Origin of the sequence: Streptomyces sp. AJS327, assembly GCF_013450295.1 — a bacterium.
Taxonomy (GTDB): Bacteria; Actinomycetota; Actinomycetes; order Streptomycetales; family Streptomycetaceae; genus Streptomyces.
This window is the reverse complement of record NZ_SKBR01000001.1, coordinates 2,423,677-2,447,482: the sequence shown is the minus strand read 5'-3', so window position 1 is coordinate 2,447,482 and position 23,806 is coordinate 2,423,677. Positions and strand designations below refer to the sequence as shown.

General features: G+C 74.5%; 25 protein-coding genes. 19 read left to right on the top strand and 6 right to left on the bottom strand.

The annotated features are described in order from the left end of the window. Window positions 1-67: 67 nt before the first annotated feature. The 7 genes from E0L36_RS09760 (at window position 68) to E0L36_RS09730 (ending at window position 7,041) form a co-directional block, all read left to right on the top strand. Entirely contained in the window at window positions 68-1,306 is a 1,239-nt protein-coding gene (locus E0L36_RS09760) for a MurT ligase domain-containing protein (protein ID WP_180928417.1), read from the top strand. Window positions 1,307-1,336: 30 nt separating this feature from the next. Further along, complete coding sequence (locus tag E0L36_RS09755; protein WP_180928416.1) at window positions 1,337-2,065, top strand: type 1 glutamine amidotransferase; 729 nt, start codon at window positions 1,337-1,339, stop codon at window positions 2,063-2,065. A gap of 136 nt (window positions 2,066-2,201) precedes the next feature. Continuing rightward, window positions 2,202-3,158, top strand: a complete 957-nt coding sequence (locus tag E0L36_RS09750) for a cytochrome c oxidase assembly protein (protein WP_180928706.1) — start codon at window positions 2,202-2,204, stop codon at window positions 3,156-3,158. A gap of 238 nt (window positions 3,159-3,396) precedes the next feature. Beyond that, on the top strand, window positions 3,397-3,555 hold the full coding sequence (locus E0L36_RS09745) for a hypothetical protein (RefSeq protein WP_180928415.1): 159 nt from the start codon (window positions 3,397-3,399) through the stop codon (window positions 3,553-3,555). 118 nt (window positions 3,556-3,673) lie between these two features. After that, complete coding sequence (locus E0L36_RS09740; RefSeq protein ID WP_180928414.1) at window positions 3,674-4,372, top strand: 1-acyl-sn-glycerol-3-phosphate acyltransferase; 699 nt, start codon at window positions 3,674-3,676, stop codon at window positions 4,370-4,372. A gap of 240 nt (window positions 4,373-4,612) precedes the next feature. Beyond that, window positions 4,613-5,668 carry an NAD(P)-dependent oxidoreductase gene (locus E0L36_RS09735; RefSeq protein ID WP_180928413.1) on the top strand — a complete coding sequence of 352 codons (1,056 nt, stop codon included), beginning with the start codon at window positions 4,613-4,615 and terminating at the stop codon, window positions 5,666-5,668. Between the two features lie 416 nt (window positions 5,669-6,084). Further along, on the top strand, window positions 6,085-7,041 hold the full coding sequence (locus tag E0L36_RS09730; protein ID WP_308416684.1) for a M28 family metallopeptidase: 957 nt from the start codon (window positions 6,085-6,087) through the stop codon (window positions 7,039-7,041). Window positions 7,042-7,137: 96 nt separating this feature from the next. Here the strand turns inward: E0L36_RS09730 and E0L36_RS09725 are convergent, their stop codons facing one another. After that, window positions 7,138-7,440: a type II toxin-antitoxin system Phd/YefM family antitoxin gene (locus tag E0L36_RS09725; protein WP_180928412.1), complete on the bottom strand. Its 303-nt coding sequence runs from the start codon at window positions 7,438-7,440 to the stop codon at window positions 7,138-7,140. Window positions 7,441-7,534: 94 nt separating this feature from the next. Here E0L36_RS09725 and E0L36_RS09720 point away from each other — a divergent pair, with 94 nt between their 5' ends. Continuing rightward, complete coding sequence (locus tag E0L36_RS09720) at window positions 7,535-8,173, top strand: ATP-dependent Clp protease proteolytic subunit (protein WP_180928411.1); 639 nt, start codon at window positions 7,535-7,537, stop codon at window positions 8,171-8,173. 6 nt (window positions 8,174-8,179) lie between these two features. Next, entirely contained in the window at window positions 8,180-8,488 is a 309-nt protein-coding gene (locus tag E0L36_RS09715; RefSeq protein WP_180928410.1) for a hypothetical protein, read from the top strand. A 49-nt stretch (window positions 8,489-8,537) separates the two neighbouring features. Here E0L36_RS09715 and E0L36_RS09710 read toward each other — a convergent pair whose 3' ends face one another. Continuing rightward, window positions 8,538-9,437: a universal stress protein gene (locus E0L36_RS09710; RefSeq protein ID WP_180928409.1), complete on the bottom strand. Its 900-nt coding sequence runs from the start codon at window positions 9,435-9,437 to the stop codon at window positions 8,538-8,540. 212 nt (window positions 9,438-9,649) lie between these two features. Beyond that, window positions 9,650-10,798 carry an 8-amino-7-oxononanoate synthase gene (locus tag E0L36_RS09705; protein ID WP_180928408.1) on the bottom strand — a complete coding sequence of 383 codons (1,149 nt, stop codon included), beginning with the start codon at window positions 10,796-10,798 and terminating at the stop codon, window positions 9,650-9,652. Window positions 10,799-11,006: 208 nt separating this feature from the next. On the opposite strand from E0L36_RS09705, the gene bioB reads away from it, so the two are divergent. From bioB to E0L36_RS09685, 4 genes are all read left to right on the top strand, one after another. Next, a complete protein-coding gene (bioB, locus tag E0L36_RS09700) occupies window positions 11,007-12,170 on the top strand; it encodes a biotin synthase BioB (RefSeq protein WP_180928407.1) in 1,164 nt (387 codons plus the stop codon). Next, window positions 12,163-13,545 (top strand): adenosylmethionine--8-amino-7-oxononanoate transaminase, encoded by a 1,383-nt coding sequence (locus E0L36_RS09695; protein WP_180928406.1) that lies wholly within the window; start codon window positions 12,163-12,165, stop codon window positions 13,543-13,545. The genes bioB and E0L36_RS09695 overlap by 8 nt, the downstream gene beginning before the upstream one ends. A gap of 12 nt (window positions 13,546-13,557) precedes the next feature. Then, entirely contained in the window at window positions 13,558-14,295 is a 738-nt protein-coding gene (gene bioD, locus E0L36_RS09690; protein ID WP_180928704.1) for a dethiobiotin synthase, read from the top strand. A 327-nt stretch (window positions 14,296-14,622) separates the two neighbouring features. Next, window positions 14,623-15,291 (top strand): class I SAM-dependent methyltransferase, encoded by a 669-nt coding sequence (locus E0L36_RS09685; protein WP_180928405.1) that lies wholly within the window; start codon window positions 14,623-14,625, stop codon window positions 15,289-15,291. A gap of 27 nt (window positions 15,292-15,318) precedes the next feature. On the opposite strand, the gene E0L36_RS09680 is transcribed toward E0L36_RS09685, so the two are convergent. Both E0L36_RS09680 and E0L36_RS09675 read right to left on the bottom strand, forming a co-directional pair. Next, a complete protein-coding gene (locus E0L36_RS09680; protein WP_180928404.1) occupies window positions 15,319-15,690 on the bottom strand; it encodes a fic family toxin-antitoxin system, toxin component in 372 nt (123 codons plus the stop codon). Next, window positions 15,687-15,920 carry an antitoxin gene (locus E0L36_RS09675; protein ID WP_180928403.1) on the bottom strand — a complete coding sequence of 78 codons (234 nt, stop codon included), beginning with the start codon at window positions 15,918-15,920 and terminating at the stop codon, window positions 15,687-15,689. The genes E0L36_RS09680 and E0L36_RS09675 overlap by 4 nt, the downstream gene beginning before the upstream one ends. A gap of 470 nt (window positions 15,921-16,390) precedes the next feature. On the opposite strand from E0L36_RS09675, the gene E0L36_RS09670 reads away from it, so the two are divergent. The 6 genes from E0L36_RS09670 (at window position 16,391) to E0L36_RS09645 (ending at window position 22,950) form a co-directional block, all read left to right on the top strand. Next, window positions 16,391-17,737, top strand: coding sequence for a hemolysin family protein (locus E0L36_RS09670; protein ID WP_180928402.1), 1,347 nt, complete (start codon window positions 16,391-16,393; stop codon window positions 17,735-17,737). Beyond that, window positions 17,734-18,753 (top strand): hemolysin family protein, encoded by a 1,020-nt coding sequence (locus E0L36_RS09665; protein WP_180928703.1) that lies wholly within the window; start codon window positions 17,734-17,736, stop codon window positions 18,751-18,753. The genes E0L36_RS09670 and E0L36_RS09665 overlap by 4 nt, the downstream gene beginning before the upstream one ends. Before the next feature lie 101 nt (window positions 18,754-18,854). Further along, window positions 18,855-19,619 carry an SGNH/GDSL hydrolase family protein gene (locus tag E0L36_RS09660; RefSeq protein ID WP_308416712.1) on the top strand — a complete coding sequence of 255 codons (765 nt, stop codon included), beginning with the start codon at window positions 18,855-18,857 and terminating at the stop codon, window positions 19,617-19,619. 11 nt (window positions 19,620-19,630) lie between these two features. Continuing rightward, complete coding sequence (purB, locus tag E0L36_RS09655; RefSeq protein WP_180928401.1) at window positions 19,631-21,061, top strand: adenylosuccinate lyase; 1,431 nt, start codon at window positions 19,631-19,633, stop codon at window positions 21,059-21,061. 56 nt (window positions 21,062-21,117) lie between these two features. Further along, window positions 21,118-21,609, top strand: a complete 492-nt coding sequence (gene mug / locus E0L36_RS09650) for a G/U mismatch-specific DNA glycosylase (protein WP_308416683.1) — start codon at window positions 21,118-21,120, stop codon at window positions 21,607-21,609. Between the two features lie 180 nt (window positions 21,610-21,789). After that, the gene (locus tag E0L36_RS09645; RefSeq protein ID WP_180928700.1) at window positions 21,790-22,950 is read left to right on the top strand and encodes an ROK family protein; all 1,161 of its coding nucleotides are present in this window, start codon (window positions 21,790-21,792) and stop codon (window positions 22,948-22,950) included. 18 nt (window positions 22,951-22,968) lie between these two features. Here E0L36_RS09645 and E0L36_RS09640 read toward each other — a convergent pair whose 3' ends face one another. Further along, entirely contained in the window at window positions 22,969-23,718 is a 750-nt protein-coding gene (locus E0L36_RS09640) for a GntR family transcriptional regulator (RefSeq protein ID WP_180928400.1), read from the bottom strand. Window positions 23,719-23,806: the final 88 nt, after the last annotated feature.

Genomic DNA, 23,806 nt, shown 5'->3' with positions numbered 1-23,806 from the left:
CGGTTCGGACCACCGTGGGATCTCGATAGGCTGCTCTTCTACCGAGGGGCAAGGAGGATCCAGGACGATGGCAGGCAACACGGAGCCGCTGTCGCCGCGCGCGCGGCTCGCCGTGACGGCGGGGAGAGCCGCGGCCGCGGTGTCGCGGGCCGCGGGCCGCGGCAGCGGATCGGTGATCGGCGGCCGGGTGGCGCTGAGGCTCGACCCCGACCTGCTGGCTCGGCTGGCGCAGCACCTGGACGTGGTGCTGGTGTCGGCGACCAACGGGAAGACCACCACCACCCGCCTGATCGCCGAGGCGCTGCGCGCCGGTGGCGAGGTGGTGTCCAACGCGCTGGGCGCGAACATGCCCGCGGGCATCACCTCCGCGCTCGCCGGCGGTTCGGAGGCCCGCTTCGGCGTGATCGAGGTCGACGAGAAGTACCTGGCCACGGTCGCGCGCGACGTCACGCCCAAGGCCATAGCGCTGCTGAACCTCTCCCGCGACCAGCTGGACCGGGCGGGCGAGACGCGGATGCTGGCCGAGCGGTGGCGGGAGGGGCTGACCGGCCAGAAGGCCGTGATCATCGCCAACGCGGACGACCCGCTGGTCGTCTGGGCGGCCTCCTCCTCACCTCAGGTGGTCTGGGTCGCGGCCGGTCAGGAGTGGCGGGACGACGCCTGGTCCTGCCCGGCCTGCGGCGGGGTGCTCCAGTGGCCGGGCGAGGAGTGGATGTGCGGCGAGTGCGGGTTCCGCCGCCCGACCCCGAGCTGGGCGCTGTCCGGGGAGTACGTCCTCGACCCGCACGGATCGGCCTGGCCGATCCGGCTCCAGCTCCCCGGCCGCGCCAACCGTGCCAACGCGGCGACCTCGACGGCCGTGGCGGCGGCCTTCGGCGTGCCCCCGCAGGTGGCGCTGGAGCGGATGTACGGCGTCACGGCGGTCGCCGGCCGGTACGACGTGGTGCGGCATCAGGGGCGTGAGCTGCGGCTGCTGCTGGCGAAGAACCCGGCGGGGTGGCTGGAGACCTTCTCGCTGATCGACGCGCCGCCCGCCCCGGTGATCCTCTCGGTGAACGCGCGCGGCGCGGACGGCACCGACACCTCCTGGCTGTGGGACGTGGACTACTCGCGGCTGGCCGGGCACCCGATCCGGGTGATCGGGGACCGCAAGCTCGACCTGGCGGTTCGGCTGGAGGTCGCCGGTGTCGACTTCCAGGTCTGCGCGGACGCCAACGAGGCGGTGGCCAGCTGCCCGCCGGGGCGGATCGAGTCGATCTCGAACTACACCGCGTTCCAGGACCTGCGCCGCGTCGTCGGCAACTGAACCCGCGAAGCACTGTGAGGAGCTGGGGGCATGAGTAACGCGAGTCTGCGGGTGGTGTGGATCTACCCGGACCTGCTCAGCACGTACGGCGACCAGGGCAACGTCCTGGTGGTGGAGCGGCGGGCGCGGCAGCGGGGCCTGGAGGTGCAGCGCACCGACGTCCGCTCCGACCAGCCGGTGCCGACCTCGGGCGACATCTACCTGATCGGCGGCGGTGAGGATCGTCCGCAGCGGCTGGCCGCCGAGCGGCTGCTGCGCGACGGCGGGCTGACCCGCGCGGTGAACAACGGGGCGATCGTCTTCTCGGTCTGCGCGGGGTACCAGATCCTGGGGCACCAGTTCGTGAACGACCTCGAACAGGTCTCCCCCGGGCTGGGCCTGCTGGACGTGCACAGCACCCGTGGGGAGAGCGACCGCTGCGTGGGCGACGTCCTGGGCGACATCGACGAGCAGCTGCGCCTCCCGCAGCTGACCGGGTTCGAGAACCACCAGGGCGTCACGCACCTCGGGCCGACGGCCCGCCCGCTGGCCCGGGTCCGGCTCGGCCAGGGCAACGGCACCGGCGACGGCACCGAGGGCGCCTGGAACGGCACCGTCTTCGGGACGTACATGCACGGACCGGTGCTGGCCAGGAACCCGCACATCGCGGACCTGCTGATCAAGCTGGCGCTGGACGTCAACGCGCTGCCGCCGGTGGACGACCGGTGGTACGAGGCGCTGCGCCAGGAGCGCATCATGGCGGCGACGCAGCCCGCCTGAGCGGGACCCGCCAGGTGGGCGGCGCCGGGGGCCGGTGGACGGCCCCCGGCGCCGTTCGCCGTTTCGGCCGCTTCTATCCTGGTGCGGGCGGATCCGGTATCCCGGACCGGTGGTACGGCAGAAGCGGGTAGAGCGCATGGGGCACGGCGAGCACGGTGGACACGGCACGGACGATCTCCCGCCGTTCACCCTGGGGCGCGGGCTGGAGTTCACCGGGGAGCCCTTCTTCCTGGCGGGCTGTGTGCTCGCGCTGCTGCTGTACGGCTGGGGGGTGCTCCGGCTGCGGAGCCGGGGGGACACCTGGCCGGTGGGCAGGACCATCGCCTGGGTCCTCGGGGTGCTCACCGTCGCGCTGGTGATGTGCACGGCGCTGAACGAGTACGGAATGGTGCTCTTCAGCGTGCACATGGTGCAGCACATGGTGATCAGCATGCTCTCGCCGATCCTCCTGCTGCTGGGTGCCCCGGTGACGCTGCTGCTGCGGGCGCTGCCCTCGGCCGGGCGGGGCCGCACCGGACCGCGGGAACTGCTGGTGGCGCTGCTGCACAGCCGCTACATCCGGGTCGTCACCCACCCGGGGTTCACCCTCCCACTGTTCATCGCCAGCCTCTACGCGCTGTACTTCACCCCGCTGTTCGACTTCCTGATGGGCTCGCGGGCCGGGCACCTGGGGATGATGGCGCACTTCCTCGCGGTGGGCCTGGTGTTCTTCTGGCCGATCATGGGCGTCGACCCGGGTCCGAACCGCCCCGGCTACGTGATGCGGATGCTGGAGCTGTTCGCGGGGATGCCCTTCCACGCCTTCTTCGGTATCGCGCTGATGATGGCCTCCGAGCCGATGGTGTCGGTCTACTCCGACCCGCCCGCCTCGCTGGGTGTCAGCGCGCTCTCGGACCAGACCGCCGCGGGCGGTATCGCCTGGGCGTTCAGCGAGATCCCGTCGGTCGTGGTGCTGGTGGCGCTGCTGTACCAGTGGTACGGCTCCGAACAGCGGCGCGCGCGGCGTGACGACCGGGCCGCCGACCGGAACGGCGACCGGGAGCTGGCGGAGTACAACGCCTATCTCGCCTCGCTCAGCGCCCGGGACCGCTGAGACACCGGCCCCGGCTCCTCTCCCTTCCCCCTCCGGGCGCGCGACCACCCCCGGGCGCCTCCCCGACCCCGCGTCCTCCGCCCCTCCTGGTCACGCTCAGCCGTCCCCCGGCCCTCCCGGCGGGGACGGGCGCGCGGTAGCGCCCCGGTGGTGGCCGGGGGGACGATGGGAGCCGACCTCGGCCCGGGCACGCGCGGGCGCGCGTGCGCGGCCCCGGGCCGCCCGAAGGAGGGTCTGGATGCCTGGTACCGCGAAGATGATGACGGTGTGCACGGTGGCCGGACTGGTGATGGTCTCGGCCTACTCGGCCGCGATGGGCGGCAGTCCGCTGCTGTGGTTCGTCTGGATCGTGCTCGCGCTGGTCACCCTCGGTGTCGTGGTGACCAGGAAGGGGTGACGGCGCCGTGGATGGCGCCCGCCGGGAGGAGGCGAGCGGCGACCCGCCCTCCCCCCGCGCTCCACCCGGGTACTACTCTTCGGCCGCACCAGCCCAAGGGACCGGGGGAAGGCGTGGAGTGTTCTACCTGCTGTTGAAGTACGTCGTGATCGGACCGCTGCTGCGGCTGCTGTTCCGGCCCCGGATCGAGGGGCTGGAGCGCGTTCCGGAGGAGGGCGCCGCGATCATCGCGGGGAACCACCTCTCGTTCTCCGACCACTTCCTGATGCCCGCCATCCTGCGCCGGCGGATCACGTTCCTGGCGAAGGCGGAGTACTTCACCGGCCCCGGTCTGAAGGGGCGTCTGACGGCGGCGTTCTTCCGCAGCATCGGCCAGATACCGGTGGATCGCGCCGGGAGGGGCGCGGGGCGGGCGGCGGTCGAGGAGGGTGTGGGCGTCCTGCGGAAGGGCGAGTTGCTGGGGATCTACCCGGAGGGCACCCGCTCGCACGACGGACGGCTCTACAAGGGGCGGGTCGGGGTGGCCTCGATGGCGCTGCGCGCCGGGGTGCCGGTGATCCCCTGCGCGATGGTGGGCACCTTCGAGATCCAGCCGCCGGGCAGGCGGCTGCCCCGGCTGGGGCGGGTGACGATCCGGTTCGGCGAACCGCTCGACTTCTCACGCCACGCGGGGCTGGAGGACGAACGGGCCGTTCTCCGGGCCGTCACCGACGAGATCATGCACGAGATACTCCAGCTCTCCGGGCAGGAGTACGTGGACCAGTACGCCCCGGACGCGAAGGCCGCCTCCTCCGGCCGGTCCGGCGGCGGTGTCTGAGCGGTCCGCGAACGCCCCGTCGTCCACCGGCGGTTGGCCGGGAACCGCGCGGCTGGCGCCAGCGGTGGGTGGACCCCGGATACCCGTGGACGGTCATCCGTGGCGGGTGCGGGGTCCACGTGACAACGTGGACCCCGCACGACCCGGTCCGCACACGGCCGGTCCGTACGGGGCCGGTTCGCCCCGGCCGCCCACCGGCCGCCCCTCCCGCCCACCGGACGCGGCGAAAGGCTTCCAGCGATGACCAGCGACCACGCCCTCGTACTCGGCGCCACGGGACAGTTGGGGCGCGCCGTCGTGAGCGCGCTGCACGCGGACGGCTGGCGGGTCACCGCCGCCTCGCGCGGCGGCGGGCGGGATCCCCACTGGCCGGAGGAGGTTGGCGAGCTGGTGCTCGACCGGGACGCGCCGGGCGCGTTGGCCGCCGCCGTCGGTTCCGGCCGGGAGCTGCTGTTCGACTGCACCGCGCAGACCCCGGCGCACGCCCGGCAAGTGGCTGGCCTGACCGGGCGGTTGGGCTCGGCGGTGGTGGTGTCCAGCGCCGCCGTCTACGCGGACGGCGCGGGGCGGAGTCTGGGCGGGGAGACCGGTTTCCCCACGCTGCCCGTGCCGGTGACGGAGCGCCAGCGCACCGTCCCTCCGGGGGACGGGAGTTACGAGGCCCGAAAGGCACTGCTGGAGCGGGAGTTGCTCGCCCTGGGTGAGCGGCTCCCGGTCACGCTGCTGCGGGCGGCCGCGCTCCACGGGCCGTACTGCCGCACCCCGCGCGAGCTGTACTTCGTCCAGCGGTGGCTGGACGGGCGGCGCGCTCGGGTGCTGGCCTTCGGCGGCCGGAGCCGTTTCCACACCGCCCACGTGGCCAACGTGGCCGAGCTGGTGCGACTGGCGGCGCGGACGCCGGGCTCGCGGGTCCTGAACGCCGCGGATCCGGAGGCGCTGACGGTCCGGGAGATCGCGGAGGCCATCGACGCCGTCCTGAGCTGGGAGTGTGAGACGGTCCCGCTGGACGGCCCACCCCCGCCCGGGGAGCCGACGGTCGGGCGCACCCCGTGGAGCCTGCCCGAGCCGCTGGTACTCGATATGACGGCCGCGGAACGGGAGTTGGGGTACCGCCCGGTGTCCGGCTACGCCGCGTCGCTGCCGGCCACGGTGGAGTGGCTGGCGGATCACGTGCGCGGCCGCGACTGGCGCGCGGTCCTCCCGGAGATGGCGGCGGCCTACGATCCGATGGGCGACCTCTTCGACTACGCCGCCGAGGACCGCTGGTCGCGGAGCACGGGCCGGGCCCCCGGGTGACGCTCCGGGGTGGCCGGCCGACGCTGGGTCCCGCCGCCCGGGCCGACGCCGCGGTGGGGCCCCCAGAGCCGAGCCCGAGGGCCCCGAACGGTCCACCGCGCCCCTCGGAGGTCCGTCCCGGTGGCCGACGGTGACCGTTCCCATACGCCGGTGCTCCCGGGCTCGCGCCGGGCACGGCGCGGAGCCGTCGGCACGGTGCGCGTCCGGCCCTGAGCGGTGACGGTCCGTTGTGGCGGGATGCCACTCCGCCCTGGTACACCGCCGGATCTCCAGGGTGGGAGAGCGAACTCACCGCTGCGCGTGACATACTGTCCGTTATGCGCTCTTGACGGCGGCCGTCTCTCCAACGATTCTCATGTCCGCGTCAATAGAGTCGCCAGCTCCGCGCGACCCCCCACAGAGCATCGGAGCCTCACGTGATACGCAAACAGCACCGCCGCATCCTGATCGTCGGCACGGCGAGCGCCGCGCTGACCGCCTCCCTGCTCGGCGCCGCCGCGGCACAGGCCACCGGAGGTCAGGGAGCGGAGAGGGCCGCGGCGCCGGACATCCCGGTCGCCAACGTCCAGGAGCACCTCAAGCAGTTCCAGACGATCGCCGAGGAGAACGGCGGCGACCGCTCGCACGGTTCAGCCGGCTACAAGGCCTCCATCGACTACATCAAGGGCAAGCTGGACGAGGCCGGGTACGAGACCACGGTGCAGGAGTTCGACCTCGGCGGCAGCACCGGCTACAACCTGGTCGCCGACTGGCCCAAGGGCGGCGGCGACGAGACGGTGATGGCCGGGGCACACCTGGACTCCGTCGGCAGCGGCCCGGGCATCAACGACAACGCCTCGGGCTCCGCGGGAATCCTCGAAGTCGCCCTCACCGTCGCCTCCGAGAACCTGGAGCCCGGCAAGAAGCTCCGCTTCGCCTGGTGGGGCGCCGAGGAGCAGGGCCTGGTGGGCTCGAAGCACTACGTGAGCGAGTTGCCCGAGGACGAGCTCAACAAGATCAGCGCCTACGTGAACTTCGACATGATCGGTTCCCCGAACGCGGGGCACTTCGTCTACGACGACGACGCGGGCATCGAGACCGTCTTCAAGGAGTACTTCGACGGCAAGGGTGTCGAGTCCGAGCCGGCGACCGAGACGGCGGGCCGCAGCGACCACGCCTCCTTCAAGGACGCGGGCGTGACCGTCGGCGGCACCTTCACCGGCGCGGGCGCCACCATGAGCCAGGAGCAGGCCGACAAGTGGGGCGGCACCGCGGGCGAGCCGTTCGACGGCTGCTACCACTCGTCCTGTGACGACGTGTCGAACATCAACGAGTCCGCGCTGGACCTGCACAGCGACGGCATCGCGCACGCGGTCTGGGAGCTCAGCTCCTGACACCCCACCCCGCCCCGGTGACCGACCGGGGCGGGCCGGGCGGGGGCGCGGCTCACCGAGCCGTCGTCGCGCTCGCCCCGCGCCCCAGGTGGCGCCTCAGCTCTCCCGGCCCGGCCGCCGATCACCGGTGGCCGGGCCGCCGTGTTCCGCGGCGATACCGAAGCGCCGCCGCTCCCCGACAACTGACGGCGCCTGCCCGACCGTTGAGACGGTGCTGATCACCTCGTCCCCGGCCGGGCCCTCCGCGTTCTCCAGCCGTTCCAGGTCGCCCGCCGACACCAGCGCGACCAGGGGCCGTCCGTGACGGGTCACCACCACCCGCTCCCCGGCGTAGACCACCCGGTTGATCAACTCGGCGAGTTCGGCGCGGGCTTGCGTCACAGGAATCTCGTAGGCCATGCTCCCAGCATAACGGCATGTACATCCTGTACATTTTTACCGGACGTACGGAGAGTGGCGCGCCCGTCGCGAGGCGTGCCGGGGAGGTGGAGGCATGCTGCCGGAACCGATGGCCCGCTACGTGCTGCCGGAGTTCACCGAGCGCACCAGTTCCGGGACGCGCACCCTGGATCCGTACTCCAAGCTGCTGGGCGAACGCGTCGTCTTCCTCGGCGCCCCGCTCGACGACACCGTGGCCAACGACGTGATGGCCCAGCTGATCCACCTGGAGCACGCCGCTCCGGACCAGGACATCTCGCTCTACATCAACTCACCCGGCGGCTCGTTCACCGCGATGACCGCCGTCTACGACACGATGCGCTTCGTGAGCTGCGACATCGAGACGGTCTGCCTGGGACAGGCGGCCTCCGCCGCCTCCGTCCTGCTCACCGCGGGGACCCCGGGCAAGCGGCTGGCGCTCCCCGGGGCGCGGGTGATGATCCACCAGCCCGCGCTCGCGGAGCCGGTGCACGGTCAGGCGGACGACCTGGAGATCCACGCGCGGGAACTGCTCCGCGTCCGGGAGCTGCTGGAGGAGCTGTACGTCCACCACACCGGCCAGCCCCGTGAGCGGATCCACGCCGACCTGGAGCGGGACACCATCCTCAGCGCGGCGGACGCCGTCACGTACGGGCTGATCGACCGTCTCACCGTCAGCCGTAAGCGCCCCGCCGGGCGGAACGGCCGGGGGTGAGCGCCGATGTGGCCGCCCCCGCCGCCTCCGCTGCCCGCCCTCACCCGCGCCGAGGCCGAGGTCGTCGACGCGTACCTGGACGTGCTGGACCAGCTCGGCCGGATCAACCCCGCCCGCGGTGACGACACCTACCGGGGACTGCGCGCGGCGCAGGCGCTGGTGCCGCTGGCCACGCGCCTCCGGGACGCGCTGACGGTCATGCACACGCGCGGCGAACACCTGCTGCACGCGGGGACGTTGGAGCGCGCGATCCGGGTGCTCGACGGGGAGCGGCGGGCGACGCGGGTGGCCCCTCCGCGCTCCCCGCGCGGCTGAGCGCTCCGCGCCAGGCTGACGCCCCGTCGTCCGGGCCCGCCGCCCGGGGTCACTCGTCGTCGTCCGCGGTGTCGGAGATCCTGCGCACCACGGCCACCGGGCAGTGCGCGTGATGCAGCACGGCCTGGCTGACCGACCCCAGCAGCAGGCCGGTGAAGCCACCCCGGCCACGGGCACCGACCACCAGCAGCTGGGCGTTCTCGCTCGCCTTGATCAGCGCCTGGCGGGTCCGGGCGTTCTCCAGCCGGGGGCGGACCGTGACCTCCGGGTAGCGCTCCTGGTAGCCGGAGACGGCCTGGGAGAGGACGCGCTCCTCCTCGTCCCGGAGCATGTCCACGTCGTAGACGAGGGGGGCGAGTTCGCCGGGGGTGGTGGTGACCGGGCCGGTCCAGTTGTTCCAGGTGTGCACGGCCTCAAGGTCCGCGCCGCGCATCGACGCCTCGGCGAAGGCGAACCGCACGGCGGCGTCGCCGTCCCGCGAGCCGTCGGCGCCGAGGACGACCGGGCCGCCCGGCGTGGCCTGCCCGCGGATCACCAGCACCGGGCAGGCGGCGTGCGAGGAGAGGTGCACGGCGACCGAGCCGAGCAGCAGCCCGGTGAAGCCGCCCAGGCCCCGGCTGCCCACCACCACCAGCGAGGCGGTGCGGGACTCGGCCTCCAGCACGGCCAGCGCCTCCCCGGTGACCACGTCCTCCGTCACCTCCAGGCCCGGCTCGGCCCGCCGGGCCCGCTCCACCGCCTCGGTGATGGTGCGGTTCGCCAGTTGCGCGATCTCGCCCTCGGGAAGGGTCAGGGAGGAGGCGCTGAACGGGACGTTCATCGCGGGCCAGGTGGCCGCGTGCACCACGCGGAGGCTCCGCCCCCACCGCCGGGCCTCCTGGGCCGCGGCGTCGACCGCCTCCAGGCTGGCCGGCGAACCGTCGACCCCCACCAGCACGGGTCCACTCACGGTGCCACCTCCTCCGCGTGCCGGACGTGCCCGCGGGCCGCCCGGCGGGCGTCCGGTGATGAGCGTGGTCCCCGTGGTGCTGGCGGGACCCACGGACTCCATCGAACCGCCGCCGTCACGGGTCGGCAACCGGAACACGGCGGGCGGGGCCGAACGCGGCGCCCGGCGGGACGCGGGGCCCCCGGGGTGGGCCAGGCCGGTGGGGACGCCGGTCAGCGGGGGGCGAGCCGCGCCACGGTCGCGGCGGCCTCGGCGACGCGCGCGCGGGGCAGGTCGGCGCGCGCGGTGAGCCGGAGGCGGGATATCCCGTCCGGGACGGACGGCGGGCGGAAGCAGCCGACGGAGAGTCCGGCGGCCCGGCAGTCCGCGGCCCACCGCACGGCGGCCTCCGGCGTCGGCGCGTGGACCGAGACGACGGCGGCGTCCGGCCGGGCCGCGGTGAGCCCGGCGGCCGTCAGCCGGGCGTGCAGCTCCCGGGCCACCTCCCGGGCGCGGGCGGCGCGTTCCGGCTCCCGGCGCAGCAGGCGGAGGGCGGCGAGCGCCCCGGCCGCCGCGGCGGGGGCCAGCCCGGTGTCGAAGATCAGCGTGCGGGCGGTGCTGACCAGGTGCCGGATCACCGGGGCGGGGCCCAGCACCGCGCCGCCCTGACCGCCCAGTGACTTCGAGAGGGTGACGGTGACGACCGTGCCGGGCCGCCCCGCGAGACCGGCGGCCGCTGGGGCGCCCCGGCCTCCCGGCCCGACGACGCCCAGCCCGTGCGCGTCGTCGACGAGCAGTCCGGCGCCGGTCTCCGCGCAGACGGCGGCCAGTTCGGGCAGCGGCGCCAGGTCCCCGTCGACGGAGAAGACGGCGTCCGTCACGGCGAGGGCGGGCCCGCTCCGCCGGGTGTCCCCCTCCAGCACCTTGCGGACGGCGGCGGGGTCGGCGTGCGGTACGACGCTGGTCCGGGCGCGGGAGAGGCGGCAACCGTCGATGAGCGAGGCGTGGTTGGCCGCGTCCGAGGCGATGAGGCCGCCGCCGGAGGTGAGCGCGGTGACGGCGGCGAGGTTGGCCGCGTAGCCGGAGGAGAGCACCAGCGCGGACTCGAACCCGCAGAACGCGGCCAGCTCCCGCTCCAGTGTGGCGTGCAGCTCGGTCGATCCGGTGACCAGCCGGGAGCCGGTGGCTCCGGCGCCCCAGCGGTGGGCGGCCTCGGCCGCCGCCGAGGTGACCTCTGGGTGCCGGGCGAGCCCGAGGTAGTCGTTGCCCGCGAGGTCGAGCAGCGGGGAGTCGGCCGCGCGGGGGCGCAGTCGGCGCACCAGTCCGGCTCGCTCCCGGGCCGCGTGCGCCTCGGTCAGCCATCCGAAGGGGTCCTGGGTCATCCGGGTCTCCCGCGCTCGGTCCGCCGCCCGTCCGGTGCGTCCGCGCGCGGTGCGCGGGCACGGCGACGGTTGCCGCGGTTTGTATGCAGTGAATAGAAAGTAACCTCCGTGGCAGGGCCACGGAATGTGGTGATCCACACACCTTTCCCAGCTCTCGTTGTTCGGTGCGGCCTTTCGAAAACCCCAGTTGTGAAGCAATATTCCGGCCATGGATCTGTTGACGACGCTGGTGGAGAAGGGGCTTCGGGCCGAGCCGCCGACGCGCGCGGAGGCGCTGGCCGTATTGGAGACCTCCGACGAGGAACTGCTCGATGTGGTGGCGGCGGCCGGGAAGGTGCGCCGCCGGTGGTTCGGCCGCCGGGTCAAGCTCAACTACCTCGTCAACCTCAAGTCGGGCCGGTGCCCTGAGGACTGCTCGTACTGCTCCCAGCGGCTGGGCTCGGAGGCCGGGGTGCTCTCCTACACCTGGCTGAAGCCCGACGAGGCCGCGGACGCGGCGGAGGCCGGGGTACGGGGCGGCGCCAAGCGGGTGTGCCTGGTGGCCAGCGGGCGCGGTCCCACCGACCGGGACGTGACCCGGGTGTCGGAGACGATCGCCGCCGTCCGCGAGCGGAACCCGGGGGTCGAGGTGTGCGCCTGTCTGGGCTTCCTCGGCGACGGGCAGGCGGCCCGGCTGCGGGAGGCCGGGGCCGACGCGTACAACCACAACCTGAACGCCTCGGAGGCGACCTACCAGGACATCTGCACCACGCACGGCTTCCAGGACCGGGTGGACACGGTGCGGGAGGCGCGGGGCGCGGGGCTCTCGGCCTGCTCCGGGCTGATCGCGGGGATGGGCGAGTCGCCCGGGGACCTGGTGGACGTGGTGTTCGCGCTGCGCGCGCTGGACCCGGACTCGGTCCCGGTGAACTTCCTGATCCCGTTCGACGGGACGCCGCTGGAGGGTCAGTGGAACCTGACGCCGCGGCAGGCGCTGCGGATCCTGGCGATGGTCCGGTTCGTCTGCCCGGACGTGGAGGTGCGGCTGGCGGGCGGCCGGGAGGTCCAGCTGCGGTCCCTCCAGCCGCTGGCGCTGCACCTCGCCAACTCGGTCTTCCTGGGCGACTACCTGACCAGCGAGGGACAGGCCGGGCAGGAGGACCTGGACATGATCCGGGACGCGGGCTTCGAGGTGGAGGACGCCGGAACCGCCACGCTCCCCCCGCACCGTGCCGAGGGCGCGGCCCCCGGGCACGCCACCGCGACCACGGCGCCCGCGCCGACCACGTCCGTCGCGGCGCCCGAGTCGGGTGCGGCGCCCGGCGCGCACCGCGAGGACCTGGTGCGGGTGCGGCGCCGGGGCGCGGGCACGGAGTTGCCGCCCAATGCCTGAGCCGACCGCTGCCGCTCCGGCGTCCCCGTCCGCCCGGCCCGGGCCGGACCCCGTGGCCGGTGCCCCGGCTCCGGACCCGCCGTTGACCGTGGCCGAACTGCGGGAGCTGGACCGGCGGCACGTCTGGCACCCCTACGGCCCGATGCCGGGCACGGCGGACCCGCTGGTCGTCGAGTCGGCGTCCGGGGTGCGTTTGCGGCTGGCGGAGGAGACGTACGGCCAGCGGGAGGTGGTGGACGGGATGTCGTCCTGGTGGTCGGCGATCCACGGCTACCGCCACCCGGCGCTGGACGAGGCGGCCCGGGACCAGCTCGGGCGGATGAGTCACGTGATGTTCGGCGGCCTGACCCACGAGCCCGCCGTGCGGCTGGCGCGGAGGCTGGCCGGGATCGCGCCGGGCGACCTGGAGCACGTCTTCCTCAGCGACTCCGGTTCGGTGGCGGTGGAGGTGGCCGTCAAGATGTGCCTCCAGTACTGGCGTTCCACCGGGCGGCCCGCCAAGCGGCGGCTGCTGACCTGGCGGGGCGGCTACCACGGCGACACCTGGCACCCGATGTCGGTGTGCGATCCGGAGGGCGGGATGCACCACCTGTGGTCGGGCACACTGCCCCGGCAGGTGTTCGCGGACGCGCCGCCGGAGGGCTTCGACGCGCCGCCGGACGCCGCCTACCTGCGCGGGCTGCGGGAGACGGTGGCGCGGCACGCGGACGAACTCGCCGCCGTCATCGTCGAACCGGTGGTCCAGGGGGCGGGCGGGATGCGCTTCCACTCCCCCGCGTACGTCCGGGCGCTGCGTGAACTGTGCGACGAGTACGGGGTGTTGCTGATCCTGGACGAGATCGCCACCGGCTTCGGCCGCACGGGGACGCTGTTCGCCGCCGAGCACGCCGGGGTCGTCCCCGACGTGCTCTGCCTGGGCAAGGCGCTGACGGGCGGCTACCTGAGCATGGCGGCGACGCTGTGCTCCCCGCGCGTGGCGGAGGGGATCGCGCGCGGCTCGGTGCCGGTGCTGGCGCACGGTCCGACGTTCATGGGGAACCCGCTGGCCGCCGCCCTCGCGAACGCCTCCCTCGACCTGCTGCTCTCCCGGGACTGGGCGGCCGGGGTGCGGCGGATCGAGGCGGGCCTGCGCTCCGGGCTCGCCCCGGCCGCCGCGCTGCCGGGGGTGCGGGAGGTGCGGGTGCTCGGCGCGATCGGCGTGGTGCGCCTGGACCACGACGTCGATCTGGCCGCCGCGACCCGTGCGGCCGTGCGCGAGGGCGTCTGGCTGCGGCCGTTCCGGGACGCGGTGTACACGATGCCGCCGTACGTCACCGGGGACGCCGACGTGGCGCGGATCTGCGCGGCGGTGTGCGCCGCCGCGCGGGAGGGCTGAGCGGTGCGCGGGATCGTGGTGGTGACGGGCACCGGCACCGGCGTCGGGAAGACCGTGGTCACCGCGGCGCTCGCCGCCGCCGCGGGCCGCGCCGGGCGCTCGGCCGCCGTGCTCAAGCCCGCGCAGACCGGGGTGGCGGCCGGGGAGCCGGGCGACGTGGCCGAGGTGCGGCGGCTCGCGGGCGCGGAGGTCGCGGGGGTGGAACTCGCCCGCTATCCGGACCCGTTGGCCCCGGACACGGCGGCGCGGCGGGCCGGGCTGCCCGGGGTCGCGCCGCGGCGGGCCGCGGCGGCGGCGCGGGAGCTCGCCGCCCGCCACGACCTGGTGCTCGTGGAGGGGGCGGGCGGGCTGCTGGTGCGCTGTGACGAGGTGGGCGGAACGCTCGCAGACACCGCGCGGCTGCTGGACGCCCCGGTCCTGGTGGTGGCGGCCGCCGGGCTCGGCACACTGAACGCGGTGGCCCTGACGGCGGAGGCGCTGCGGGCCCGGTCCCTGGCCAACCTCGGGACGGTGGTGGGCAGTTGGCCCGCCACCGCCGGACTGGCGGAGTGGTGCAACCTGCGGGACCTGCCACGGGTGACGGGGGCGCCGTTGCGGGGCGCGCTGCCCGCGGGCGCCGCGGAGCTGCCGCCCGCGCGGTTCCGCGCGTCGGCGGGGTCCTGGCTGGCGCCCGCCCTCGGCGGATCCTGGCGGATCCCGGCCACGCCCCGGGAGTTCGCCTCCGGCCGGGAGGCGTCCCGGGCCGGGTAGCGCCACACTCCGGGTGCGGCGCCCTGGCGCCTCCGGCGCCCGCGCGCTCCCGGCGCCCGCCGGGAGAAGGGGGCGGGAGCGGGGGGCCCATCCGCCGTCGCGGTCCCCCGGCCCGCGGGCCGCTCTCCCAACACCCCGCTCACCAGGGTCCGTTGGCGAGGTTAAATCCGTTTATCCCAGGGATCGATGACATATGCCAATATGCGGTGGCCGCCACCCCGCGCGCCTCGGGGGACGTACCGTCACCACGGGCCAGGGGGAGCCGCGGTGACTCCGTCACCAGGGAGTACCAAGGCGCACCAGGGAGTACCAGGGAGGGAGCCGTCGATGGCGAAACCACAGGGCCGACCGGCGCGGGACGGGGTGCACCACCCCTGGTTCGCCTGGTTCTACGCCCGGATCAGCCGGTTCAGCGACCTTCGGGCCGGGGTCGCGGAGCACCGCGAGGAGCTGCTCGCCGGCCTGTCCGGCCAGGTGGTGGAGATCGGCGCGGGCAACGGGCGGAACTTCGCCCGGTACCCGGAGACGGTCACCCGGGTGATCGCGGTCGAACCCGAGCCCCATATGCGGGCGTTGGCCCGCGAGGCGGCCCGGAACGCGCCGGTGCCGGTCGAGGTGGTGCCGGGCACCGCCGACGCGCTGCCGCTGGCGGACTCCTCGGTCGACGCGGCCGTCGTCTGCCTGGTGCTCTGCACGATCCCGGACGGCCGGGGCGCCCTGCGGGAGCTGCGCCGGGCGCTGCGCCCCGAGGGCGAGCTGCGGTTCTACGAGCACGGGCGGGCCGAGGGGCGCCCGGGCATGCTGCGGACCCAGCGGGCGCTGGACCGCGGCCTGTGGCCCGCGCTGTTCGGCGGCTGCCACACGGGGCGTGACCCGGTGGGTCTGGTCCGGTCCGCCGGGTTCACCGACCTCAGCTTCCGCCGGACGCTGGTGACCGGCGGCGGACCGGCGCTGCCCAGCTCCTTCCACTACCTGGGCAGCGCCCGGCGCCCCTGAGACCGGGCCCGGGCGCCGCCCGGGGTCTCAGAGGGTCCAGGTGCGCAGCTCGTCCGCTATCCGCCGGACGGTCACGCCCCCGTCCTTGACGAGCCGGGCCAGGTCGCGGATCTGCTCGGGCGAGGTGGTCACCTTCTGCCCGCTGGCGACCAGGTAGGCGTAGGCGACAGCGGAGGCGAACAGCGCGTTGGAGTGCTCCAGCGCGTGGACGTGCAGCAGCAGCTGGAGCAGCGCCGCCGCCCGGTCGTGCGGGTCGGCGTAGACGGGGCGGTCGAAGAGGGCCGCCTCGTGCCGGCTGACGGCGGCGATCAGCGCGCCGTAGTCGGTGACCCGGGGGTCCCGGGGGGTCTTCTCCTCCGCGACGATGAGGAGCCAGGCGAGGTCGATACGGAGCGTCACGTCCTCGGCCGGCCCTCGCTCTCCTTGCCGAACTCCTCCTCGAAGAGCGACGCGTAGCTCTTCATGAAGTCGGCCGCGGCATCGACGAAGGTGTGTCCCACTTCGCCCGCGTCTCGCTGGACCAGCTCCTCGATATAGCGGTTCACGCTCACTCCGCGCTGGAGTGCGCGCTCCCGGGCGGCCTGGGCTGTCGCCTCATCCACCCGGACGTTCATCTGAGTCTTCGCCACATTCCTACGCTAGCACTCAAACGCTAGCATCGGCCAGGGGTGCGCCCCTCGACCCCGGCCCCGCGAAGCGCCATCGCGGGCCCCTGGCGGCGGGACGGCGCCCCGGCGAGGGCGCGGGGGCGCCCGAAACAGGCGGTTGGACCGCATACGGCACCCGGTCCCGGAACGGATCCGCCGTCGTCAGGAACCTGCCCTCGCTGGCCTGCGTTTACGATGAAACCAGTTCCCGTCCCACACCGCGTGACAGCCGTATCCCCGGCGGCGCGGCCGGCTGAAAGGAGTGAGCGTCCGCCCATGGGCGAGCCCCCTAGTCGCTCTCGTCGCTCCAGTATGTCGGGCCGGAGCACCGCTCTCCGGCCCGGAATCCCGCCCCGCCCCCCTGGAGACCACCAGGTCTCCCCGGGCTCCGGGCCCCGCCGGTCCCCCCGGCCCCACGATCCCGCGCCCCCCGCCCACCGGAGGGTGGCCCGGTGACGGAGATCCTGCTCCTCCTGGTCGCGCTGCTGCTGGCCGTCGCGTGCGGCGCCTTCGTCGCGGCCGAGTTCTCCCTGACGACTGTCGAGCGCAGTGACCTCGAACTCGCCGTCAAGAACGGCGAGCGGGGCGCGCGCAGCGCCCACCAGGCCGTGCGTTCCCTGACCTTCCAGCTCTCCGGCGCCCAGCTCGGCATCACCGTCACCAACCTGGTGGTGGGCATGCTGGCGGAGCCCTCGATCGCCCGCCTCATCGCGGGCCCGCTCCGCGCGCTCGGGGTTCCGGAGTCCGCCGTCTCGACCTCGGCGCTGGTGATCGGCACCGCGCTGTCCACCGTCGTCCTGATGGTCATCGGCGAGCTGGTGCCGAAGAACTGGGCGATCTCCCAGCCGCTGCCGGTCGCGAAGAGCATCGCGACCCCGCAGCGGATGTTCACCGCGGCGTTCAGCCCCCTGATCAAGCACCTCAACAACACCGCCAACCGGATGCTGCGCCGGATGGGGCTCCAGCCGACCGAGGAGCTGGCCTCGGCCCGCTCCCCGCAGGAGCTGGTGGCGCTCGCCCGGCACTCCGCGAAGGAGGGTTCCCTGGAGGAGGACACGGCCGAGCTGTTCGTGCGGACCCTGCACCTCGCGGAGCTGACCGCGCAGAACGTGATGACGCCCCGCGTCCAGGTCACCTCGCTCGACGCGCACGCCACCGCCGAGGACGTGGCGGACGCGACGCGGGAGACCGGCCTGTCCCGCTTCCCCGTCCACCGGGGCAGCCTGGACACCGTCATCGGCATCGTGCGGATCAAGGACGTGCTGGCGGTCCCGGCCGACCAGCGGTCCCGCCGCCCGGTGACCAAGCTGATGCGGGAGCCCCTGCTGGTGCCGGAGTCGCTGACCGTCGACCGGCTGCTCGACCAGCTACCCGGCGGGGACCGCAGCATCGCCGTGGTCGTCGACGAGTACGGCGGCACCGCCGGGGTCGTCACCCTGGAGGACATCATCGAGGAGGTCGTCGGCGAGGTCCGGGACGAGCACGACCCGCAGGAGACCCCGGACCTGGCCCCGGCGGGCGAGGACCCGGAGGGACGGCGGATCTACGACGCCGACGGCGCCGCGCGCACCGACCAGCTGGAGCTGATCGGCCTGCGGGTGCCGGAGGGGCCGTACGAGACGCTGGCCGGGCTGATCGCCACCGAGCTGGGCCGGATCCCGGTCGCCGGTGACGCCCTCACCGTCGCGGGCTGGCGGCTGGACGTGGTGGACGCGAGCGGCCGGCGGGCGGCGCAGATGCGCCTGACCGCCCCGCTGGACTCGGAGGCGGGCGCCTCCGGTGAGGAGGCGTGGCAGTGACCGCGGCGCAGATCGTCATCGGGCTGCTGACGCTCGTCGTCAACGCCTTCTTCGTCGGCGCCGAGTTCGCGCTGATCTCGGTACGGCGCAGCCAGATCGAGCCACGCGCCGAGCAGGGTGACCGGCGGGCGCGTAGCGTCCTGTGGGGGCTGGAGCACGTCTCCCAGCTGCTGGCCGCCGCGCAGCTGGGCATCACGCTGTGCACCCTGGTGCTCGGCGTGGTCGCCGAGCCGGCGATAGCGCACCTGCTGGAGCCGGTGTTCCACGCGGTGGGCGTGCCGGAGGGCGCCATCCACCCGGTCTCCTTCGTGATCGCGCTGGCGGTGGCCACCTATCTGCACATGCTGCTGGGCGAGATGGTGCCGAAGAACATCGCGCTGGCCGAACCGGAGCGGGCCGCGCTCTGGCTGGGCCCGCCGCTGGTGACGCTCTCCCGGGCGCTGCGGCCGGTGATCTTCACGATCAACGCCTTCGCCAACGGGCTGCTGAAGCTGATCCGGGTGGAGCCGAAGAACGAGGTCGAGTCGGCGTTCTCGGACGACGAGCTGGCCCAGATGGTCGCGGACTCCAGCGAGGCCGGGCTGCTGGACGACCGGTCGACCGAGCGGCTGCGGGACGCCCTGGAGCTGGGCAGCCGCCCCGTCAGCGGGGTGGCGCGGCCGTCGGACCGCATCGTCTCGGCGCAGCTGGGGATCACCCCGGAGGGGCTGGAGGCGCTGTCCGCGCGCTCCGGCTTCTCCCGCTTCCCGGTGGTGGACGGCCAGGGCAGGGCCCTGGGTTATCTGCACGTCAAGGACGCGCTGGACGCCTCGCCCCGCGAGGAGCCGTTCCCGGTCACGACGCTGCGGCCGATCGCGCTGGTGAAGGCGGCGATGCCGCTGGACGACGTGCTCGGCGCGATGCGCTCCAGCGGCACCCACCTCGCCGCCGTGCTGGCCGAGGACGGGCGCGCGGCCGGGGTCGTCACCATGGAGGACGTGCTGCGGGAGCTGGTCGGCGGCCAAGCGACCGCTTAGCCAGAGGGGGCGGGAGGCCGATACGATGGCCCACCGTGGACAGCGAAACACCTCCTCCCGCTCCCCCTCCCGCCCCGGGCGGGCCCGGCTCCCCCGGCGCGATCTGCAGCTTCGTCGCCGTGGGGGACTCCTTCACCGAGGGCATGTCCGACGCCCTGCCCGGCGGCGGCTACCGGGGCTGGGCGGATCTCCTCGCGGTTCGGCTGGCCGCCCGGCACCCGGACTTCCGGTACGCCAACCTCGCGGTGCGCGGCAAGCTGATCGGGCAGATCGCGGACGAGCAGGTGGGGCGCGCGGCCGGGATGGGCGCCGACCTGGTGACCCTCGTCGGCGGGCTCAACGACGTCCTGCGGCCCTCGTGTGACGTCGCGCGGGTGTGCGCGCTGCTGGAGGAGTCCGCCGCGAAGCTGGCCTCCGGCGGTTCCCAGCTGGTGCTGATGCGCAGCCCGGGCCGCCGGGGCCCGGTGCTGGAGCGCTACCGCGGCCGGATGGAGCAGCTGTTCGCGTTCATCGACGAACTGGCCGCGCGGCACGGGGCGCTCGTCGTCGACCTGTTCGGCGCCGAGGTGCTGAGCGATCCGCGGCTGTGGGCGGACGACCGGCTGCACCTGACGGCCGAGGGACACCGCAGGGTGGCCGAGGCGGTGTGGCAGCGGCTGGGGCTGCCGCCGGAGTCGGACTGGCGGGCGACGCTGCCCCCGGCCGAACCGCTCCCCTGGCAGCGGCGGCGCCGCGCGGATCTGCGGTTCGCGCGGCAGCACCTCGTCCCGTGGGTCGGCCGGCGGCTCACCGGCCGCTCCTCGGGGGACGGCCGGTCCCCGAAGCGGCCCGACCTGGCCCCGCTGGCCTGCGAGGACACCCCGTAGAATCGCCGGGTGTGACAGACAAGCCGCGTATCCCGAACGTCCTGGCCGCCCGCTACGCCTCCCCCTCCCTCGCCCGTCTGTGGTCGCCCGAGCACAAGGTGGTGCTGGAGCGGCGGCTGTGGCTCGCCGTGCTGGCGGCCCAGCGTGATCTGGGCGTCGAGGTGCCCGATGGGGCGATCGCCGACTACGAACGCGTCGTCGAGCGGGTCGACCTCGCGTCGATCGCGGAGCGCGAGCGGGCCTCGCGGCACGACGTCAAGGCGCGGATCGAGGAGTTCAACGCGCTGGCCGGGCACGAGCAGATCCACAAGGGCATGACCTCGCGGGACCTGACGGAGAACGTCGAGCAGCTCCAGCTGCGGCTCTCGCTGGAGCTGGTGCGGGACCGGACCGTCGCGGTGCTGGCCCGGCTGGCGGGGCTCGCGACCGAGCACGGCGGCACGGTACTGACCGGCCGCTCGCACAACGTCCCCGCGCAGGCCACCACGCTGGGCAAGCGCTTCGCGACGGCCGCCGACGAACTGCTCGCCGCGTTCGGGCGGTTGGAGGAGCTGCTGGCCCGCTACCCGCTGCGCGGCGTCAAGGGGCCGGTCGGCACCGGGCAGGACATGCTCGACCTGCTCGGCGGCGATCCGGGCAAGCTGGCCGAGCTGGAGCGGCGGATCGCCGGTCATCTGGGCTTCGAGCGGACGCTGACCTCGGTGGGCCAGGTCTACCCCCGGTCACTGGACTACGAGGTGGTGACCGCGCTCGTGCAGCTGGCCGCCGCCCCCTCCTCGCTGGCCCGGACGATCCGGCTGATGGCCGGCCAGGAGCTGGTCACCGAGGGGTTCAAGGAGGGGCAGGTCGGCTCCTCCGCGATGCCGCACAAGATGAACACCCGCTCCTGCGAGCGCGTCAACGGGCTGATGGTGGTGCTGCGCGGCTACGCCTCGATGGCCGGGGAACTCGCGGGCGACCAGTGGAACGAGGGTGACGTCTCCTGCTCGGTGGTGCGCCGGGTGGCGCTCCCGGACGCCTTCTTCGCCCTCGACGGGATGCTGGAGACCTTCCTGACGGTGCTCGACGAGTTCGGCGCCTTCCCCGCCGTGATCGACCGGGAGCTGGAGCGCTACCTCCCGTTCCTCGCCACCACCAAGGTGCTGATGGCGGCGGTGCGGGCGGGCGTGGGCCGGGAGTCCGCGCACGAGGTCATCAAGGAGCACGCGGTGGCGGCGGCGCTGGCCCTGCGCGAGGGAGCGGAGCGGAACGAGCTGCTCGACTGTCTCGCCGCCGATCCGCGCATCCCCCTCGACCGTCCCGCGCTGGAGGCGCTGACCGCCGACCGGCTCTCCTTCACCGGAGCGGCGGGCGCCCAGGCCGAGGCGGTCGCCACCCAGGTCGGCGAGCTGGCGCGGCGCCACCCGCGGGCGGCGGCGTACACCCCGGGGGAACTGCTCTGACCAGGCGTCCCACCCCGGAGGAGCTGGCGGCGGCGCGCGACCGCACCGTCCCTGACGTGCTCACCGACGGCCTCTCCGTACTGTTCTGCGGAATCAACCCGGGGCTGACGTCCGCCGCCACCAGACACCACTTCGCCCGGCCCGGCAACCGCTTCTGGCCCGCGCTGCACCACTCCGGGTTCACGCCCCGCCAGCTGCGCCCGGACGAGGAGCGGGAGCTGCTGTCGTACGGGCTGGGCATCACCAACGTCGTGGAGCGGGCCACCGCCCGCGCGGGCGAGCTGGGCGGGGCGGAGCTGCGCGCGGGCGGGCGGGCGCTGGAGGAGAAGGTGCGCGGGGCGCGGCCCCGCTGGCTGGCGGTGCTCGGCGTGACCGCCTACCGCACGGCGTTCGGGGAGCGCGGGGCGGTGGTGGGCCGTCAGGAGCGGACCATCGGCGGGTGCGGGGTGTGGGTGCTGCCCAACCCGAGCGGGCTGAACGCGCACTGGCGTCCGCCGGAGCTGGCCGAGGAGTTCGGGCGGCTGCGCGCCGCCGCCCGCGTCCGGTGACCCGCCGGGCGGCCGCCGTCCCCGGGGGTGGCGCGGTGACGGTTCGGATGCTGGTTGCACGGGCCGGTCGGAGCCCTCGCCGTGCCGTGGGCCAGCGACTACGATCCGGCACACGTGGCCGGTCAGCGGGCGGGGGCGCCGAGCGGGCGAGCGCGGATGGCCGAGGAGCGGGAGGACACGTTGGGGAGGCTGACCGGCGGGGATCCGTCGCTGTTGCGGCGGATCAACTCCACCGTCGTACTGCGGGCACTGCGCGGTACCGACGCCCCCGGCGCGCTGACGCTGACCGAGCTGGTGCGGGTCACCGAGCTGTCCAGGCCGACCGTCGAGGGGGTCCTGGAGGGCCTCACCGAGGCGGGGCTGGTGGCGGAGGCCGGGGAGGGGGAGGGCGGCGCGGCCCGCCGGGGCCGTCCGGCCCGCCGCTTCCGGTTCCGGGCGGAGGCCGGGCACCTGCTGGGCATCGAGATCGAACCGCACCGGGTCTCCGTGCTGCTCTCCGACCTGACGGGCCGCACGCGCGGCACCGTGGCGCACGAGCTGGCCGAGACGACCGGCGCCGAGGAGCGTCTGGAGCGCATCCGGGGCGCGGTCGCCGAGTTGCTGCGCAAGACCGAGGTGCCGCGCGGCACGCTGCGGGCGGTGGGGGCGGGGACGCCGGGCATCGTCGAGGCGGACGGCACCGTGCGGCTCTCCACGGCGCTCCCGGGGTGGACGGGGCTCGCGCTGGGCGAGCGGCTGCGCCGCTCGTTCCGCTGCCCGGTCCTGGTGGAGAACGACGCGAACGCGGGGGTGCTCGCCGAGCGGTGGAAGGGCGCGGCGCGGGGCTGCGCGGACGTGGTGATGGTGCTGGCGGGGCTGAGCCCGGGCGCGGGAGCGCTGATCGGCGGCAGGCTGCACCGTGGGTTCGGTGGGGCGGCGGGCGAGATCGGCGCGCTCCATCTGCTGGGCCGGGAGGCCACCCCGGAGCGGCTGCTGTCCACGACGGGCACTCCCCTGCATCCGCTGGACGAGGCGGCGGTGGCGCGGGTGTTCGCGCTGGCCCGCGAGGGCGACGAGGGGGCGCGTCAGGCGGTCGACCGGTTCATGCGGCGGCTGGTGCACGACACGGCGGCGCTGGTGCTGGCGCTGGACCCGGAGCTGGTGGTGGTCGGCGGCTGGGCCTCGGGGCTGGACGACGTGCTGGAGCCGCTGCGCCGCGAGCTGGAGCGCTACTGCCTGCGGCCGCCGCGGGTCGCGCTGTCCTCACTGGGTGAGGCGGCGGTCGCCACGGGCGCGCTGCGGCTGGCGCTGGACCGCGTCGAGCGGGAGCTGTTCACGGTCGAGGGCGCCAGCGGGGACTGACCCGCCGGCGCCGGGGCGTCAGTTGGCGAGGGGGACGGGCTGGCCGTCGGTGAAGGTGAGACGGCAGGTGTCGGCCCGGTAGGTGGCGGAGGAGACCGCGGCGACGCGGCCGGAGACCAGGTACCGGGTGGTGACCACGAGCATGGGGGCGCCCGGCAGCCGGTCGAGCTGGCGGGCGTCCTCGGCGCGAGCCGAGCCCAGTTCGACCGCGCGGTCCTGTCCCTCCAGCCGGAGGCGGCGCAGTTCACGCAGCACCTCGCGGGCGCGGGCCGCCGGATCGTCGGCCGGGTCGGGCGGTGCCGAGGAGACCGTGGGCACCGACGGGACCGGGACGTAGAGGAGTTCGGCGGCCACCGGCTGGCCGTGGGTGACACGGGTGCGGCGCACGGTGTGCAGCGGGTCGGCTCCCCCGGTGTCCAGCACTCGCGCCACGCTGGCGGGCGGTGCCTCCAGGGCGTACCCCTCGGTCTGCCAGTCGTCGCCCATGAAGCCGGGCCAGGAGTGCTCGGTCGGGCCGACGTCCACCCCGATGCGCGGCGGCGCGACGGTGGTGCCGACGCCCCTGCGGCGCTGGAGGCGGCCCTCCAGCTCCAGCTGTTCCAGGGCCTGCCGGAGCGTGGCACGCGCGACGCCGAACCGGGCCGCCAGCGCGCGCTCGTTCGGCAGGACCTCCCCGACGGCGAACTCCGAGTCCAGCGCGTCGGACAGGACGGTCTTCAGGTGCCAGTACTTGGTCTCCGGGACGCCCTCCACCTGCGTGGTCCCCACCCTTGCCTCCGCGATGCCGTGTGCCTGCCGGGTTTCCGATTGCTTGTTTCTTAAAGGTTGTTGCGTATGGCTGGACCATAGGACGGCG